The organism is Corynebacterium sp. USCH3 (assembly GCF_037619475.1).
In the GTDB taxonomy this organism is placed as follows: Bacteria; Actinomycetota; Actinomycetes; order Mycobacteriales; family Mycobacteriaceae; genus Corynebacterium.
Window position 1 is genome coordinate 1 of sequence record NZ_JAQPZT010000006.1, and the last position, 14,967, is coordinate 14,967.

At 66.1% G+C, this 14,967-nt stretch carries 16 protein-coding genes; 7 read left to right on the plus strand and 9 right to left on the minus strand.

Features of this window, described 5'->3' with window-relative positions:
• On the plus strand, positions 1–572 hold a 572-nt coding region (locus PQI66_RS12795; RefSeq protein WP_339998859.1), incomplete at its 5' end, for a cytochrome c oxidase subunit I.
• Between the two features lie 36 nt (positions 573–608).
• Here PQI66_RS12795 and PQI66_RS12800 read toward each other — a convergent pair.
• From PQI66_RS12800 to PQI66_RS12825, 6 genes are all read right to left on the minus strand, one after another.
• Positions 609–1,010, minus strand: a complete 402-nt coding sequence (locus tag PQI66_RS12800; protein WP_339998861.1) for a hypothetical protein — start codon at positions 1,008–1,010, stop codon at positions 609–611.
• Between the two features lie 136 nt (positions 1,011–1,146).
• Positions 1,147–1,428 (minus strand): hypothetical protein, encoded by a 282-nt coding sequence (locus tag PQI66_RS12805; RefSeq protein WP_339998862.1) that lies wholly within the window; start codon positions 1,426–1,428, stop codon positions 1,147–1,149.
• A gap of 74 nt (positions 1,429–1,502) precedes the next feature.
• Positions 1,503–2,729, minus strand: coding sequence for an MFS transporter (locus tag PQI66_RS12810; RefSeq protein ID WP_339998864.1), 1,227 nt, complete (start codon positions 2,727–2,729; stop codon positions 1,503–1,505).
• The gene (locus tag PQI66_RS12815; protein ID WP_339998866.1) at positions 2,726–3,403 is read right to left on the minus strand and encodes a GntR family transcriptional regulator; all 678 of its coding nucleotides are present in this window, start codon (positions 3,401–3,403) and stop codon (positions 2,726–2,728) included. Before PQI66_RS12815 ends, PQI66_RS12810 begins: the two co-directional genes overlap by 4 nt.
• A gap of 230 nt (positions 3,404–3,633) precedes the next feature.
• On the minus strand, positions 3,634–4,092 hold the full coding sequence (locus PQI66_RS12820; RefSeq protein ID WP_339998868.1) for a hypothetical protein: 459 nt from the start codon (positions 4,090–4,092) through the stop codon (positions 3,634–3,636).
• Positions 4,093–4,182: 90 nt separating this feature from the next.
• Positions 4,183–4,833, minus strand: a complete 651-nt coding sequence (locus PQI66_RS12825) for a VOC family protein (protein WP_339998870.1) — start codon at positions 4,831–4,833, stop codon at positions 4,183–4,185.
• Between the two features lie 164 nt (positions 4,834–4,997).
• Here PQI66_RS12825 and PQI66_RS12830 point away from each other — a divergent pair, with 164 nt between their 5' ends.
• Entirely contained in the window at positions 4,998–5,966 is a 969-nt protein-coding gene (locus PQI66_RS12830) for an alpha/beta hydrolase (protein WP_339998872.1), read from the plus strand.
• A gap of 499 nt (positions 5,967–6,465) precedes the next feature.
• Here PQI66_RS12830 and PQI66_RS12835 read toward each other — a convergent pair whose 3' ends face one another.
• The 3 genes from PQI66_RS12835 to PQI66_RS12845 all read right to left on the minus strand — a co-directional run bounded on the left by PQI66_RS12835 (position 6,466) and on the right by PQI66_RS12845 (position 9,856).
• A complete protein-coding gene (locus PQI66_RS12835) occupies positions 6,466–7,395 on the minus strand; it encodes a LysR substrate-binding domain-containing protein (RefSeq protein WP_339998874.1) in 930 nt (309 codons plus the stop codon).
• Positions 7,396–7,404: 9 nt separating this feature from the next.
• Entirely contained in the window at positions 7,405–8,799 is a 1,395-nt protein-coding gene (locus PQI66_RS12840; RefSeq protein ID WP_339998876.1) for an MFS transporter, read from the minus strand.
• A gap of 148 nt (positions 8,800–8,947) precedes the next feature.
• A complete protein-coding gene (locus tag PQI66_RS12845; RefSeq protein WP_339998878.1) occupies positions 8,948–9,856 on the minus strand; it encodes a LysR family transcriptional regulator in 909 nt (302 codons plus the stop codon).
• 124 nt (positions 9,857–9,980) lie between these two features.
• Here PQI66_RS12845 and PQI66_RS12850 point away from each other — a divergent pair, with 124 nt between their 5' ends.
• The 5 genes from PQI66_RS12850 to PQI66_RS12870 all read left to right on the plus strand — a co-directional run bounded on the left by PQI66_RS12850 (position 9,981) and on the right by PQI66_RS12870 (position 14,951).
• Entirely contained in the window at positions 9,981–11,312 is a 1,332-nt protein-coding gene (locus PQI66_RS12850) for a flavin-containing monooxygenase (RefSeq protein WP_339998880.1), read from the plus strand.
• The gene (locus PQI66_RS12855; RefSeq protein WP_339998882.1) at positions 11,309–11,713 is read left to right on the plus strand and encodes a RidA family protein; all 405 of its coding nucleotides are present in this window, start codon (positions 11,309–11,311) and stop codon (positions 11,711–11,713) included. Before PQI66_RS12850 ends, PQI66_RS12855 begins: the two co-directional genes overlap by 4 nt.
• Positions 11,714–12,382: a DUF1028 domain-containing protein gene (locus PQI66_RS12860; protein WP_339998884.1), complete on the plus strand. Its 669-nt coding sequence runs from the start codon at positions 11,714–11,716 to the stop codon at positions 12,380–12,382. It begins immediately after the preceding gene.
• The gene (locus PQI66_RS12865; RefSeq protein ID WP_339998886.1) at positions 12,375–13,544 is read left to right on the plus strand and encodes a M20 family metallopeptidase; all 1,170 of its coding nucleotides are present in this window, start codon (positions 12,375–12,377) and stop codon (positions 13,542–13,544) included. The genes PQI66_RS12860 and PQI66_RS12865 overlap by 8 nt, the downstream gene beginning before the upstream one ends.
• 126 nt (positions 13,545–13,670) lie before the next feature.
• Complete coding sequence (locus PQI66_RS12870; protein WP_339998888.1) at positions 13,671–14,951, plus strand: lamin tail domain-containing protein; 1,281 nt, start codon at positions 13,671–13,673, stop codon at positions 14,949–14,951.
• Positions 14,952–14,967 lie beyond the last annotated feature (16 nt).

The window sequence follows — 14,967 nt, forward strand, 5'->3', positions numbered from 1 at the left end:
CCGGTGTGATGTTGGCGTCGCCGGCGCTGGACTTCCAGCTGTCGGACTCCTACTTCGTCGTCGCCCACTTCCACTACACCTTGTTCGGCACCCTGGTGTTCGCCTCGTATGCGGGGGTGTACTTCTGGTTCCCGAAGATGACCGGCCGCATGCTGGACGAGAAGCTGGGCAAGATCCACTTCTGGCTGACCTTCGTCGGGTTCCACATGACATTTTTGGTGCAGCACTGGCTGGGCAGCATGGGTATGCCGCGTCGCTACGCCGACTACCTGGACTCCGACGGCTTCACCCTGCTGAACCAGGTGTCGACCATCGGTGCGCTGATCCTGGGGCTCTCGGTTCTGCCGTTCGTCTGGAACGTGTTCAAGTCCTGGCGCTACGGTGAGGTCGTCACCGTGGATGACCCGTGGGGCTACGGCAACTCGTTGGAGTGGGCGACGTCGTGTCCGCCGCCGCGGCACAACTTCACCTCGATGCCGAAGATCCGTTCGGAGCGTCCGGCGTTCGAGTTGCACTACCCGCACATGGTGAAGACCGCCCGCGAGGAAGCCCACGTCGGACGGCACTTCTGAGGCTCCCCAACTGTCGGTGCCCCCGAGGAGTGCGGGTCAGCGGATGAGGGCGAGGATCTGCGTGATCCAGCCCTGTTCAATGAGGAAGAGGACTGTTTTCATCGCTGCCGGATTGTCCGCGAGGTAAGAGAAGACGGCGATGATGTCGCTGATGCTCACGCCGGCACCCTGCAGGGCCATGAAGATCGTCACGATGTCACCGACGCTGACACCGGCGTCCAGCAGTGCGGTGATCACGGTGACCGCGGTGCCGAGTTCACCGCCGCCGACACTGCCGAGGCTTCCGAGCGCGTCGAAGGCCTCGGCTTTCTGAGCGCTCAGACTGCTGCTGGTCTGCGATGAGTCGGCGACGGCGGTCGGCGCGAAGACCAGGGCCGGGGTCACGACGACGGCGGCGATGCCGGCCTTGAGACGGCGGGAGACAGGTGAAAGGGTCATGGCCCGTACTTTCTACTGGTGAAGTTGTTGGCTTAGAACAATAGCAGTGCAGCGTACGGGGCGTCCAAGGAATCGGGGTGGAACGCGTGACGGGCCCGCGGCGCAGTGCCACGGGCCCGTACGGGAAAGCGGGGGACTACTCGCCGGTGCCGCCGGTGCCGCCGTCGCCGTTGTCTCCGTCATCGCCGCCACCGAGGCCGGGGAGGAGATCGAGGATCCGGTCGATGATGTCCTGGATGTTGATGTTCTCCAGGCTGCCGGTGGACAGCGAGCCGTCCTCGGAGGAGCCCTCGAGGAGGTTGGTGGGCAGGGAGCTGTCGGCGTTCTCGTCCTGCGCGAACGCGGTGGGCGCGAAGACGAGTGCGGGGGCGACGGCGACGGCGGCGACGCCGGCCTTGATACGGCGGGAGACCTTCATGGTTCCAACTTTCTTGTGGTGAGGTAAGTTCTCCATGAACGGTATCAGAGAGCTGAGGATCCGGCCACGTTCCTTCACTTCTTCTTCGGTGAGAGTCCCGAGGCGACGGCGGCGGCGCAGACGAGACAGCACGCGGACACCACGGCCAGGGCGGCGGTGTACTCCGTCCCGCCGGTGACGGCGGCCAGCACCGTGGGAAGCAGGAACCCCAGGTAGGCGATCGAATAGTAGATCCCCGTCATGCCGGCGAGGTCCTGCGGGGTGGACAGTGCCTGTGCCAGCAGCAGCCCGGCGACGAGACAGATGCCGAAGGAACCGCCGAGGACGAGGGCGGCGACGAACGCCAGGACCGGGCTACCCGTCGCAGCGGTCACGGCCGCGAGGACCATGCCGAGGAAGAGGAGTACGAGGCCGACCGGAAGTGCCCGCCCGCGCGTCACCCGGTTGAGCCAGCCGACGCCGGGCTGCGTCGCCGACCCGGTCCCCAGGGTGAGGACGGTGAGCACCGTGGCGAAGATCGTGGTGTGGTCGCCGAGGCTCTCCTCGAACACCGTCGGCAGGACGGCGTAGGCCACGCCCGCCGCAGCGAAGACCCACGGGGCGGCGGGGACGATGATGCGGAGGAACGGGCGCCGTGACGCCTGTGGGATCGTGAGGTCACGCCACCAGGGGTGGGCGTCCTGCGGTCGTCGGTCGGGCACCGTCTCCGGGCAGCGTGCGGACGGAAGTGCCGCGACGATGCAGAGCAGTACGTGCAGGACGTAGGGTGTCTGCGCCGGCCACGGACCCCACTGCGCCAGGACTCCGGTGATCCCGGCACCGACGGCGAAGCCGAGGGTGAGGGTCAGTGAGGAGCGCTGGGCGCCGGCGGTGATCTTCGCCTCCGGGTCGTACTCGCGTCCGGAGAGCTCCTTGATCCAGCTCGACCCGACGGACATGGCCACGCCGACGCCGACGCCGGCGAAGAGCCTGCCGATGCACAGCACAGTGAACGACCCCATGCCGCACGCGAGGATGACGCTTCCCGCCGCCGCGGAGGCGAGGCCGGCGAGGGTGACGGTCCGGCGTCCGTACCGGTCGGACAGCGCCGCGGCGACCAGCAGTCCCGGGATGAGTCCGAACACGTACATGCCGAGCAGTAGGTTGGACTGCCACGGGGCGTAGCCGCCGACGGTCTCGTACAGGTGCAGCAGCGGGGTGAAATGGTTGCCGCCCCAGGCGAGCAGGAACACCGCCGGGACAGGCAGCATCCACAGGCGTTGTGGCGTCGGTGGCGTCGGTGGCGTTGGTGCCGGCGTCACGGGGCGACCTCGTAGCGGCCGTGCCACCCGGTGAGGTGCGCCCCGATGAGCTCCTCGAAGCGGGGGACGTCGCCCTCGCGGACGGCGTCGGCCAGGGCGGCATGCTCGTCGATGACGGGCAGGAGGTTGCCGGCCATGGCACGCACGGCGAGGAAGGTCAGTCGGGCGAGGCGGGGGGCCAGCAGGTCAGAGATCTCCGTGACCACCCGGTTGTCGTCGAAGTGGATGATCCGGGAGTGGAAGGTGAAGTCCAGTACGGCGAAGTCGTCCGGGTCTGTGGTGCTCGCCTGCTGCCGCACGACGGTCGCGTCGAGGTCGGCGGCGAGTGCGGTGCGGGCGTCAGTGTCCTCGGCGATACGTCGGACGATGTCGGTCTCGAGCATGGACCGCACGGTGAGGAGCTCGCTGCGTTCGCGTTCGGTGGGGACGGTGACGGTGGCGCCTTTCTTCGGGGCGATCCGGACGAGCCCCCAGGCCTCGAGGCGGAGCATCGCTTCGCGGACGGGGGTCCGGCTGACCCCGGAGCGGTGTGCGACGTCGACCTCGGTGAGGATGTCGCCGGGGGCGATCGCTCCGCCGACGATGTCGCGGGCGAGTTCCTCGGCGACGCGGCCGGCGATCGAGCGTTCGGTGGTGCCTGGTGCCCACACGGGTGGGCCGTCGTGCTGATGCATGCATTAAAGAATACATCATGTGCTGAAGTGTCTGTGGTCGGGGTGGAGGTGGGGCGAGCTGGCAGAGGTGTCGGCACATTGGCGGAGTTGCCGGTCGCTTTCCTGCAGGAATCCGACCAGTGCCTCTGCCGCGCCGCCGACTGCTCTGCCACGTCTGTCGGTCACCTGGAAACAGAAGAAGAGGCCACCGCATTGTGCGGTGACCTCTCGGAGGCTGTGACGGGGGTCGGTTACTCCGCGGCGTCGCCGGTGTTGCTGTTGTCGCCGGTCTCACCGCTGTCGCCGAGCGATCCGGTGACGGAGCCGATCACGTCGCCGACCGTGGCGTCGCCGCCGTTGACCAGGGAGATGATGTCGAGGATGGTCTGCAGCGACACGTCGCCGCCGACCACGTCACTCAGGATCGAGGCGACGGCCTTCCAGTCGGCGTCGGCCAGCGATGACGCGGCGTCCGACGAGCTCACGCCCTCGGGCAGGGAGCCCTCGACCGAGCCTTCCCCGGAACCGTCCTCGGACACGTCACTGTCGCCGCTGTCCTCCGAGGGCGACGGAGCGGAGGAATCGACGGCCGGGGCCCCGGTCTCGTCGGCGACGGCGGCCGGTGCTGCGAGGACCAGGGCGGGGGCCAGGGCGACGGCGGCGATGCCGGCGTGGGACAGCCGGGAGAAACGGAGAGTGGAGAAACTCATGGGGATCCTTTCGGGTGAGGGGTGGCTTATGTCTGCGAAGTGTAGGGGACGTTCCGGAGGCTGTCCAGGGTTCGTTGCCGTGCGATCTGATCAGTGGGGTGCGTCGTCCTCCGGCACGACGGTCGCGGCACCGGTCGCCGGCAGGATGTCCTGTGTGGGGTACCACGGCCGGTCGTCGCGGGCGAGGACGACGGCGCCGTCGATGTCGCCGTAGGCGGCGATGATACGGCGTGCCGGGTCGCCGAAGCCGTGGGGGAGGCGGGTGCCGAAGCGTGCGGCGAGGGCGTCACCGGCGGCGGCGACGTCGGCGACCCCCTGCCCGACTTCCGCGACACCGAGTAGCTCGGGTGGACCGTCCGGCGGGGTAGCGGCGGGTGCTGCCGGACGCGCGGTGTGCTCGATGAGCTCAAGGACGGAGTTCTCCGGGCCGGCGAAGTAGATCGACCTGCTGGCCCAGTTGCCTCCCCGGTCGATGACGGTGGTGCCGTCGTCCTCGAGCAACGGTTGTCCCGTCGCTGCCTCGACACGTCCTGCGGCGTCGTCGATGGTGTCCGTCGGAATCGCGAAGGCGAGGTGGTGGCCGCGTCCCGGGGCGTCGTCGGAGGTGGCGGTGAAGCGGAGCGTCGTCCATCCGACGCGGACGCTGGCGCCGTCGACGCGTGGTGTTCCGAGGCGGTCCGAGAGCCAGAAGACCCACCGGGACGGGTCGTGGACCGGGAGGGTGATCTCAAGGAACTTCATGGCACCGAGTGTAGAGGCGAGGCAGGCTACTCGCCGTGGCGCTTGGTAAGTGCTGTGAACTGCAGTGACGCATGATGTTGGCGTTCGCTGGCAATTCCCCCGGGGGCATCGCTTTTCCGGGGGCGGAGCTTGTACGGTCGCCGACGGACAGGAGGATTCCCCGAATGACACATCCCCGAAAGAGACGACAGACACCGAAGGTGCTGGCGGCGTTGGCTGCCGCCGTCGGCGTGACCGCATCCGTGGCCGTTGCGCCGACCGCAGCAGCCGACCCGGAAAGTTGCGCGCAGTACCGTGACACCTCCGCGTTGGAGTGCTCTGTGCACTCCCCGTCGATGGACCGCGACTTCACCGTGGTCGTACGGCCCGCGCACACCGACGGCAATCCGAAGGTCGCCCAGTTCATTGACGGTGCTGACTCCACCGACACCAACGCCTGGGTCACGGCCGGCGGCGCACTGGATGCGTTGGCGGACGAGGACGCCACCCTCGTCTTCCCGGCGATGGACGCCTGGAGCTGGGTGCAGGACTGGGACGGCGTTCAGGGTGCGCAGTTCGAGACCTTCATGAGCCAGGAACTGCCGGACTACCTGGAGTCGGAGTTCGGAGTGCCGAACGGAGGCCGGGGCAGCACCGGCGTGACCGGCCTGAGCTCCGGTGCGTACGGGGCCATGAACCTCGCGTCGAAGCACCCGGACATGTACAGCTCGGTGTACGCACTGAGCGGGCTTTACGATCCCGGTATGCCCGTGCAGCGCGCCGTGATGGACGGGACGTCGATGCTCAACAGCGGGCACGACGAGATTCCGTGGGCCGACGAGCGGTCGCGTGCGGAGAACAACCCGACGCTGAACATCGACAACCTCACCATGCCGGTGATCGTCAGTGCATCGACCGGCATCACGAACTTTGCCGGCGACCTGGGCCCGGACCCGGTGGCGACGGTGGTGCGCGGTGGCCCCTTTGAGGCTGGTTCGATGGTGATGACCTCGGAGTTCCAGGCGCGTGCGGCGCTGGCGGGACGCGACAACATCGAGTTCAAGTACGACATCATCGGTTCCCACGCGTGGGACACCTGGCGTCGCGCTGCCTTCGACCAGGGCAACATGTACACGTTCATGGATCGGATCTGAGGTCTTCTAACTACAGTTGTGCATCCGAGCCGTCGTAGGGGCCAATAGGCAGCTATTCTTTGACCCCCTGCGGCGGCTCAGGTCGTCTGGAGTTCGATCTGTCTCGCAGGGATCACGGGATCTAGCTGCCATCGGGGTCTCCGGCCGCGGAATACACACTGGTGACGATCTCTTCGAGCACTTGGTCGCTTTGCTCGGTAAATCGCTCGCTGCAGAAGCCTCGAGGTGCTTGGCGAGCGCATGCTACGCGATTCCGTGCCCGGTTTTTGTCCAGCGTCATGGCTAGTTGCCAGATCGTCAATCCAGACATTCGTTGGAGTGTGGCCATGGGGAGCTCATTCTCGGAAAGGGCTACATTTCGCCGCGTAGTGTTTGCCTAGCATTCGGGATGGTTAGCTGGGCTCGACATCGGTGAGGATTGCGTTGACGGCATGAGGTATACGGATCATGGTTATTCCACGCCAGTCCACTGGCTCGGATTTCTCGATGAGGCCCAGGCCTACTCATCGTTGGCATATCGAACCGGGTCTCCGAGGATTCTGCGGGCTGCGTCAACGAAAGCTTTGGTTCGTTCGGTGATCCGTGAGGCGGTCGGAACGAGAGAGACGACATCCAGCGGGCCGTGGTCGCACGCGAGCTCAGCGGCTGTGTATGAGATGCCTTCGTAGCTGACTGAGTGAAGAGTTCTCTGGGTGAGGAGTGAGTACCCGAGACCACGTGAGACAAGCCCCCGGATCACTTCGAAGTCGCCAGTGCGGTACCGGACTCGGGGTTCCACGCCCTCATCGCGGAACAGAGAAAGGAAGTATTGGTCCGCCGGTTCAAGATCGAAGAGGATGAGCGGGTCCGATGCGAGATCAGTTAGTGCTACTGGGCCGGTTCCTGCAAGCTCATGGGTTCCGGGAAGGAGGACGTAGGGAGGGAAAGCTCCGAGGGGGAGCAGCGTTCCCCGGTCAGGAAGATCATCCTTAAACGGGTAGTCGTAGACGACAAGTAGGTCGAACCGTCCCTGGGCGAATCCTTCGAGTAACTCGCTGCGTGACCCTTCGGTGAACCGGATGGTCAGTTCCGGGTACTGGTCCGAGAACTCCGCGATGATCCTCGGTAAGAGGAGTGGGGCGATGGTCGAGTAGCAACCTACTGTCAGTGTGCCTGACATATTGGTGCCGAGGGACGTCGCATTCACCTCGAGGTCTTCCGCTTCACGCAGCAGTGCCCGCGCTCTACCGAGGACAGTACGTCCTTCTCCAGTGAGGGAGAGACCGCGGGCATGGCGGGTGAACAGGCGGACACCGAGCATGTTCTCTAACTCGGTAACGGTGGTCGACACCGCTGACGCGGAAAGGTATAGACGTTGTGCAGCTGCAGTGATGCTGCCCGCGTCGGCGACGGTGACGAAGTAGTCCAGCTGGCGGAGAGTGATGTTCACTGTTCCACGCTACCGCGTCGGAGCGACTTGGCCTTCTGCATTCCGGTCACCGACGTCAGCCGAACCCGTGTCTGTGGCGGCGTCGAACTCCTTGTCAGCAATGAATCCGATCCCCTTGGTCTCCGGAATCGTGGAGACGGTCACGAGGCCGACCAGGGCGACGACCATCAGCGTGAAAGCTGGCACCATGATGTTGTCCGTCCAGTCGATCAACCAGGTGTTGAGATACGGGAGTGTACCCGCGAAGAACGCACCGGCGATGCTGTACGCCATCGACAGGCCGGACTGCCGGGTTCGTGTCGGGAACAGCTCGGCGACGGTGGAGGCGTGGGTACCGAGGATGAGGGCGAGGACGGCGGAGAGGACGAACGTGGCACCGAAGCCGGAGACGGACGTCCCCTGGTTCATCCACAGGAACATCGGCCAGGCGAGCACCAGCAGAAGGACACCGGCGGCGAGAAGGACAGGTTTGCGACCCCAGCGGTCGGAGGCCTTGCCGGAGAGTGGGATGATCACCGCCGCGGTCAGCGAGGCGATCACCGACAGGCGTGCGGCGGTCCCTGCGTCGAATCCGACGGTGTCCTCCTGGTAGGTGAGTAGGTAGGTGAGCACCACGTAGAAGGTGCAGTTCATGAAGATCTCGATACCGACCGTCTGGAAGAACTGCTTCTTGTTGTGCTTGAAGACCTCCTTGATCGGGGCGGTAGGCACCTCCTCGGCTTCTTCTAGTGCGCGGTAGTCGGGGGTGTCCTCGATCTTCGTGCGGATGTAATAGCCGACGATGGCCATCGGCACCGTGATCAGGAACGGGATGCGCCAGGCCCAGTCGGTGACTGTCTGGTCGTCGAACACGGCGAAGAGAACTGCCACGACGCCTGAGGCGAGCAGGAAACCCATGACGGAGCCGAACTCGATCCACGAGCAGTTGAATCCCCGCTTCGACGGCTTCGAGTACTCGGCGAGGAATGATGCGGCGGAGCCGAACTCACCGCCGGCCGCGATCCCCTGGACGATGCGCCCGATGATCAGCAGCACCGGGGCCCATACACCGATCGAGTCGTACGACGGGGTGAGTCCGAGCATCAGCGTTCCCACGGCCATCAGGATGATGACGAGGGAGAGCGTCTTTTTGCGTCCCAGGGTGTCACCGAGGTGTCCGAAGATGACGGAACCGACCGGGCGGAAGAAGAAGGCGATGGCGAAGACGCCGAAGACGGCCAGCAGGCCCGTGGCTCCTCCAGACTCGGGGAAGAACACGTCGGAGATGGTGGTGGCGAGGTAGGCATACACGGCCCAGTCGAACCAGTGCACCAGTACGCCGACGGAGCCCGCGATGACACTCCGGCGCAGAGTCCTGCCGTCGATGTCGTGTGGATCTGGGGCAGTTGTCGTGGCACCGTTCATGGGGTCCTCCTTGAAAGTGGTCCGGACAATTCCTGTTCGTCCGACTTCTTGGAGGACAATGCTAAAACTCCCAGACTGTGTTGGCTATCACAATAAATCGAAGCAGGGTTCGGATAATGTGAAGACACATTCCGGAAACAATGAAGCTCTATTCCGGTAACAGTGCATTCCGGCACGCGTCGAGGAATGCCTGGCTTTTCATGGACAGGGGTTCGCCGGAACGGTAGGCGACACCTGTCTGCAGGTGGGAGCGCACGCCGGAGATGGGGAGGCGGACCAGGCGGCGTCCGTCATTGGTGAAGTCGTGGGAGGGGCGCTGGTTCAGGATCGTGTAGCCGTGGCCACGGGCGACCATGGAACGTACCACCTCCATCGACTCGAACTTCTGGTGGACCACAGGCCGTAGGTGCGCGTCACGGAACAGGGACAGGAAGTAGTTCGTGGACTTGTCCATGTCCAGCAGGATTAGGGGAAGCCGGGAGAGTTCGCCGAGACTCACCGACGTCCGGTCCGCCAGTGGGTCGTCCTCTGCGACGGCGGCGTAGATGGGTGCCTCGGTGATCCGTTCGAAGTCGATGTCCCGGCCATAGTCGAAGTCGTAGGTCAGTGCGACCTCAATCTCCCTTCGCTGCAGCAGTGAAATCACTTGGTCGGCGGTGACCTCGTGAAGCGTGCAGTTCAGCCCTGGTGACGAGGTCTGCAGTTGTTCGAGAACCTCAGGGAGCCAGTAGGGGGCGAGGGTCGTGAAGCACCCTGCGGTGAGGGTTCCGGTGAGCTGCCCGGGGGAGAGAGTCCCTACCGCGTCGTCGACGGACTCCAGGACCCGGACCGCAGCAGTGTGGAAGGCACGTCCCTGTTCCGTGAGGACCACACCCTTGGATCTCCGACGGATGAAGAGCGTCGCGTCGAGGGACTTCTCGAGCTGGTGCATCGCGGTGCTCACTCCGGACTGTGCGACGAAGAGTTCGTCGGCGGCGGCGGTCATGGACCCGAGTTCAGCGACCCGGGTGAAATAGCGCAGCTGGGTCAGTGTGAGAGCGTCGCGAGTCTTCGGCACGGGCGGTCCTTCGCAGTGGATGCGGTCATATGATGTTTAACATCATTGTAAATCACTCTGAGCGATGTGGAATATCATTAAACCATGGTTGCTATATTTCCGGCGTCTGCCGACACTGAATTCCATGACAGCCACCGAAATCACTGAGGTCACTGAGGCCACCGACGTCGTCGTCATCGGCGCCGGCCAGTCCGGAATCGCGACAAGTGAGCACCTCACTATCGCGGGAATTCCGCATATTGTCCTGGAGCGCGACCGCATCGCCGAGAAATGGCGGACCGGCCGCTGGGACTCGCTGTGCGCCAACGGCCCCGCCTGGCACGACCGGTTCCCGAACCTCACCTTCGACGAGTCCGTCCCGTCCGGGGCTGAGCCGGTCGACGGCGAAGCCTTCGCCCACCATGACCGCGTCGCGCAGTACTTCGAGGACTACGCCGCGAAGATCGGTTCGCCGGTCCGGACTGGTGTGGAGGTCGTCTCGGTGTCCAAGCGGACCGGAGAGAACGGCTACCTCGTCACCTGCGCCGACGGCGCGACCATCGCCGCCGACCACGTCGTCTCCGCGACGGGGCCTTTCCAGGTCCCGGTGATCCCTCCGGTGATCTCACAGGACGTCGCCGATACCTGCGGTATCACCCAGATCCACTCCGCGGATTATGACAACCCGCAGGGGCTCCCGGACGGCGGCGTGCTCGTCGTCGGTGCCGGGTCGTCCGGCCTGCAGATCGCCGCGGAACTGAACAAGGCGGGTCGGGACGTCACTCTCGCCGTCGGTGCCCACGACCGTCCACCGCGCCGATACCGGGGCCGCGACAACGTCTGGTGGCTCGGCGTCCTCGGCAAATGGGACATGGCCGCCCCGCCGGTCGGTGCTGAACATGTCACCATCGCCGTCACCGGTGCCGACGGCGGCTACACCGTCGACTTCCGTGACCTCGCCGCCGACGGCATCCACCTCGTCGGACGTGCGGAGACGTGCGACGCCGACGGCACCCTGCGCTTCCGCAACGACCTCGGGGACCATATTCACGCCGGCGACCGGAACCTGCTCGGCCTCTTCGCCGAGGCGGACGCCTACATCGAGGCCAACGGGTTGGACCTGCCGGAGGAACCCGAGGCGTGGGTCCTCGGGCCCGACCCGGAGGACGTCACCGACCCGGTGCTCAGCCTCGACCTGGCGTCGTCCGGCATCCGTACCGTGGTCTGGGCCACCGGTTACAGCGTTGACTATTCCTGGCTGAATGTCGACGGCGTCACCGACGACCGGGGGCGTCCCGTCCACCAGCGCGGGGTGAGCCCCGCCAACGGCGTGTACTTCGTCGGCCTTCCCTGGCTGTCGCGCCGCGGCTCTAGCTTCATCTGGGGTTGCTGGCACGACGCGAAGTACGTCGTCGACGAGATCATGATCCAGCGCGGTTACGCCGCCTACACCCCTGAGAAGGAGACCACCCGATGAAGCACACCCGCATCCGCCCGTTCAACACGAAGGACACCTACCCGGAGCAGAATCTGGACAACGACCTGTGCCAGGCCGTCGTCGCCGGGGGAGTGGTCTACCTGCGCGGACAGATTGGCCAGGACCTCGACACCCGCGAGAGCGTGGGCATCGGCGATGTCGAGGCGCAGGCGGAAAAGGCGATGGCCAACATCGCCATGCTCATGGACGAAGCCGGCGGCAGCCTCGAGGACATCGTCAAGGTCACCGTGTACCTCACCGACATCCGCTTCCGGGAGACGGTCTACCGGGTTATGGGGCACTGGCTGAAGGGCGTCCACCCGGTCTCCACCGGCATTGTGGTGGACGCCCTGGCCCGCCCCGAGTGGCTCGTCGAGATCGACGCGACGGCGGTGCTGTAGATGACCTTCTCCATCATCGCCCGGGATGCCGACGGCGCCCTCGGTATGGCCGTGTCCTCGTCTTCCCCGGCCGTCGCGGCACGGTGCCTGCACTTGCGCGGTGGTGTCGGTGTGGTCGCGTCGCAGAACATCACTGATCCGCGGTTCGGGGCCTACCTGCTCGACCGGCTCGCCGACGGCTTGAGCCCCACAGACGCCGTGGCACGCCTGCGTGAGGACGACGACACCCTCGACTACCGCCAGATCAGCGTCCTCGCCCCCGCCGGCACCGGCACCGTTCACTCCGGGCAGCACACACTGGGGACGTACGCCTCGTCCGTCGGCACCGACGCCGTTGTCGCCGGAAACATGCTCGCCGGCACCGGTGTGCCCGATGCCATGCTCGCTGAATTCGGCGATACCGTCGGTGACCTGGAGACCCGACTGCTCGCCGCCATGCAGGCCGGCCTGCGCGCCGGGGGAGAGGCCGGGCCAGTGCACTCCGCGGGACTCGCCGTCGTCCGCGACGCCGGTTGGGCCGAGACCGACCTGCGCGTCGACTGGTCGGAGGATCCGCTCGGCGACCTGGCATCACTGCTGGAGACCTGGCTGCCGCAGCGGGACGACTACGTCACCCGCGGCAAGGACCCGGTGTCCTCACCGTCCTACGGAGTGCCCGGCGATGAGTGAGGAGCTGAAAGTTGCGCTGAAGGGCCGCCTGAAAGACGCCGTGGTTGCAGCGCAGCCCGACTTGGTCGCGCTGTCCGAATGGCTGCACGCCCACCCGGAAACCGCCTGGCAGGAGCACGACTCGGCGGCACGGTGCGCGTCCTTCCTGCGCGACCGTGGCTTCGAGGTGACGGAGAACTTTGTCGACCTGGAGACGTCCTTCCACGCGACCTGTGGCAGCGGACCGTTCCGTCTCGCGCTGATGGCGGAGTACGACGCGCTGCCGAACATCGGGCACGCCTGCGGCCACAACCTCATCGCCGCGATGTCCCTCGGTGCCGCCGTAGCCCTGGCGCCGGTGGCCGATGAACTCGGCATCACCGTGGAGGTCTTCGGCACCCCGGCCGAGGAGGGCGGCGGCGGCAAGATCGAGATGCTCGACCGCGGAGCCTTTGATGGCCTCGACTTCGCGATGATGGTGCACCCCGCGCCGGTGGACGTGGTCCGCGCCCGCCCCTTCGCCGTCGAGCACTGGGAGGTCACCTACACCGGACAGGCAGCGCATGCGGCGTCCTACCCGACGGAAGGCGTCAACGCCGCCGACGCCTTCACGGTCGCCGAAGTCGGCATCGCCCTGCTGCGGCAGCAGCTGCCGTCCAGCGTGCGGGTGCACGGCATCGTGACCCACGGTGGTGACGCCCCCAACGCGATCCCCGGACGGACCCGCGGCCGGTGGTACGTGCGTGCCAATGACATGCAGCAGCTCAAAGAGACCGGCGACAAGGTCAAACGTTGTTTCGAGGCCGGGGCCCTGGCCACCGGTTGTGAGGTCGAGATCCGCGATGAGTCCAAGCCCTATTCTGACTTCCGGACTGCCGACCGTGCCCTGCGGTTCTACGAGGCCAACGCTCTAGCCCTCGGCCGGGAGCTACACCGCGAAGGTGACGGGCCGGAGGCAGAGATGTGCCGGGCATCGACGGACATGGCGAACGTGTCCTGGGCCGTGCCCGCGATCCACCCGTACATCGGTGTGGGCTCCTACCCGGTGCTGAACCACCAGGCGCCCTTTGCCGACGCGTGTGTGGGGCAGGTCGCTGAACAGGCACTGTCCGACGGCGCGGTCGGGTTAGCGTGGACTGCGGTGGACGTGGTGGGTGCTGTGGACACTTTCGGTGCGGCCTGACACCTTCCGTTCAGTTGCCGGTCATCTGTCGTCCGCCGGGGCCGCCTATCGTGCGGAGACGTGAAGCATCTCCATAAAACCGTTGCCGCAACCGCCCTGGCCGCTGTGACTGCCCTGCCTTTGGTCATGACTGCCGTGCCCGCCGCTGTCGCCGTTCCGGCCAGCTCGGCCGTCGTCATCAACGAAGTCGAGTCCAACGGCGACCCCGACGGCGACTGGGTTGAACTCGCCAACACCGACCCGAACAACGCCGTCGACCTCGCCGGCTGGAGCATCGTCGATGACGACGACTCCCACGACCCCATCGTCCTGCCAGAAGACACCGTGGTGGAGTCCGGCGGCTACATCGTCATCCCCACCGAGGAGAACTTCGGCCTCGGAGGCAAGGACACCGTCACGCTCCGCGACGCCGACGACACCCTCGTCGACGAGACCAGCTGGACCACCCACGCCTCCACTACATGGGGCCGCGTCCCGGACATGACCGGCGACTTCACCGTCACCGGCGAACCGACGAAGGGCCTGCGCAACACCTCCGCCGAGGACGCTGAAGCCGCTCCGGGGGCTGACACTCCGACCGCGGCCTGGCCGCACGATCCGCAGGACATCAACCCTGTCACGCTCGCCGGCGAACACACCGAGGACTTCGAGGGCGAGGACATGTCCGGCGTCGACGTCGGTCCCGACGGCACCGCCTACGTCGTCAACAACGACAAGGGGACGCTCTACGTCCTTACCCCGGACGACGGCAACAGCTACACCGTGGAGGCGCTCCACCAGCTGCGTTACCCCGACGGTTCGGGCATGCCGGACGCCGAGGGCGTCACCGTCGGTGCCGACGGCGCGGTTTACGTCGCCACCGAACGCGACAACACCGAGAACGCGAAGAACACCTCCCGTCCCTCCGCCCTGCGCTACGAGCTGGACGGGGCGGCGGACGGTGATGAACTCTCCGCCACCGACGAGTGGAACCTCGCGGAGTTCACCGGGGAGCTCGAGGCCAACGGCGGGCCGGAGACCATCGCATGGATCCGTGACTCACTCTTCGCCGTCGGCGTCGAGGACACCGGAGAGGTCCTCTTCGTCGACCTCGCCGACAAGGAACCGGCTCTGGTGCAGCGCTACGACTCCCCGTTCGAGGGTGTGATGGCCAGCGACTATGACGCGGCCGCCGGTGAACTGACGATCCTGTGCGACGAGGCCTGTGACGGGGCGTCCCAGGTGCTCGTGGAGCGCGAGGGAGCCTTCGCCGCGAAGGACGACGACATCAACGCCCGCCCCGACGGCACCGACAACCTCGCCAACGAGGGCTACGCCCGATACGTCGGACCGGACGGGACCGAGCGATTCCTCTGGGCCGATGACGGTGCCACGGACGGGGTGGGGCTGCGCGACGCGGTGGGTTGAGGGGGGGGAGCGATGA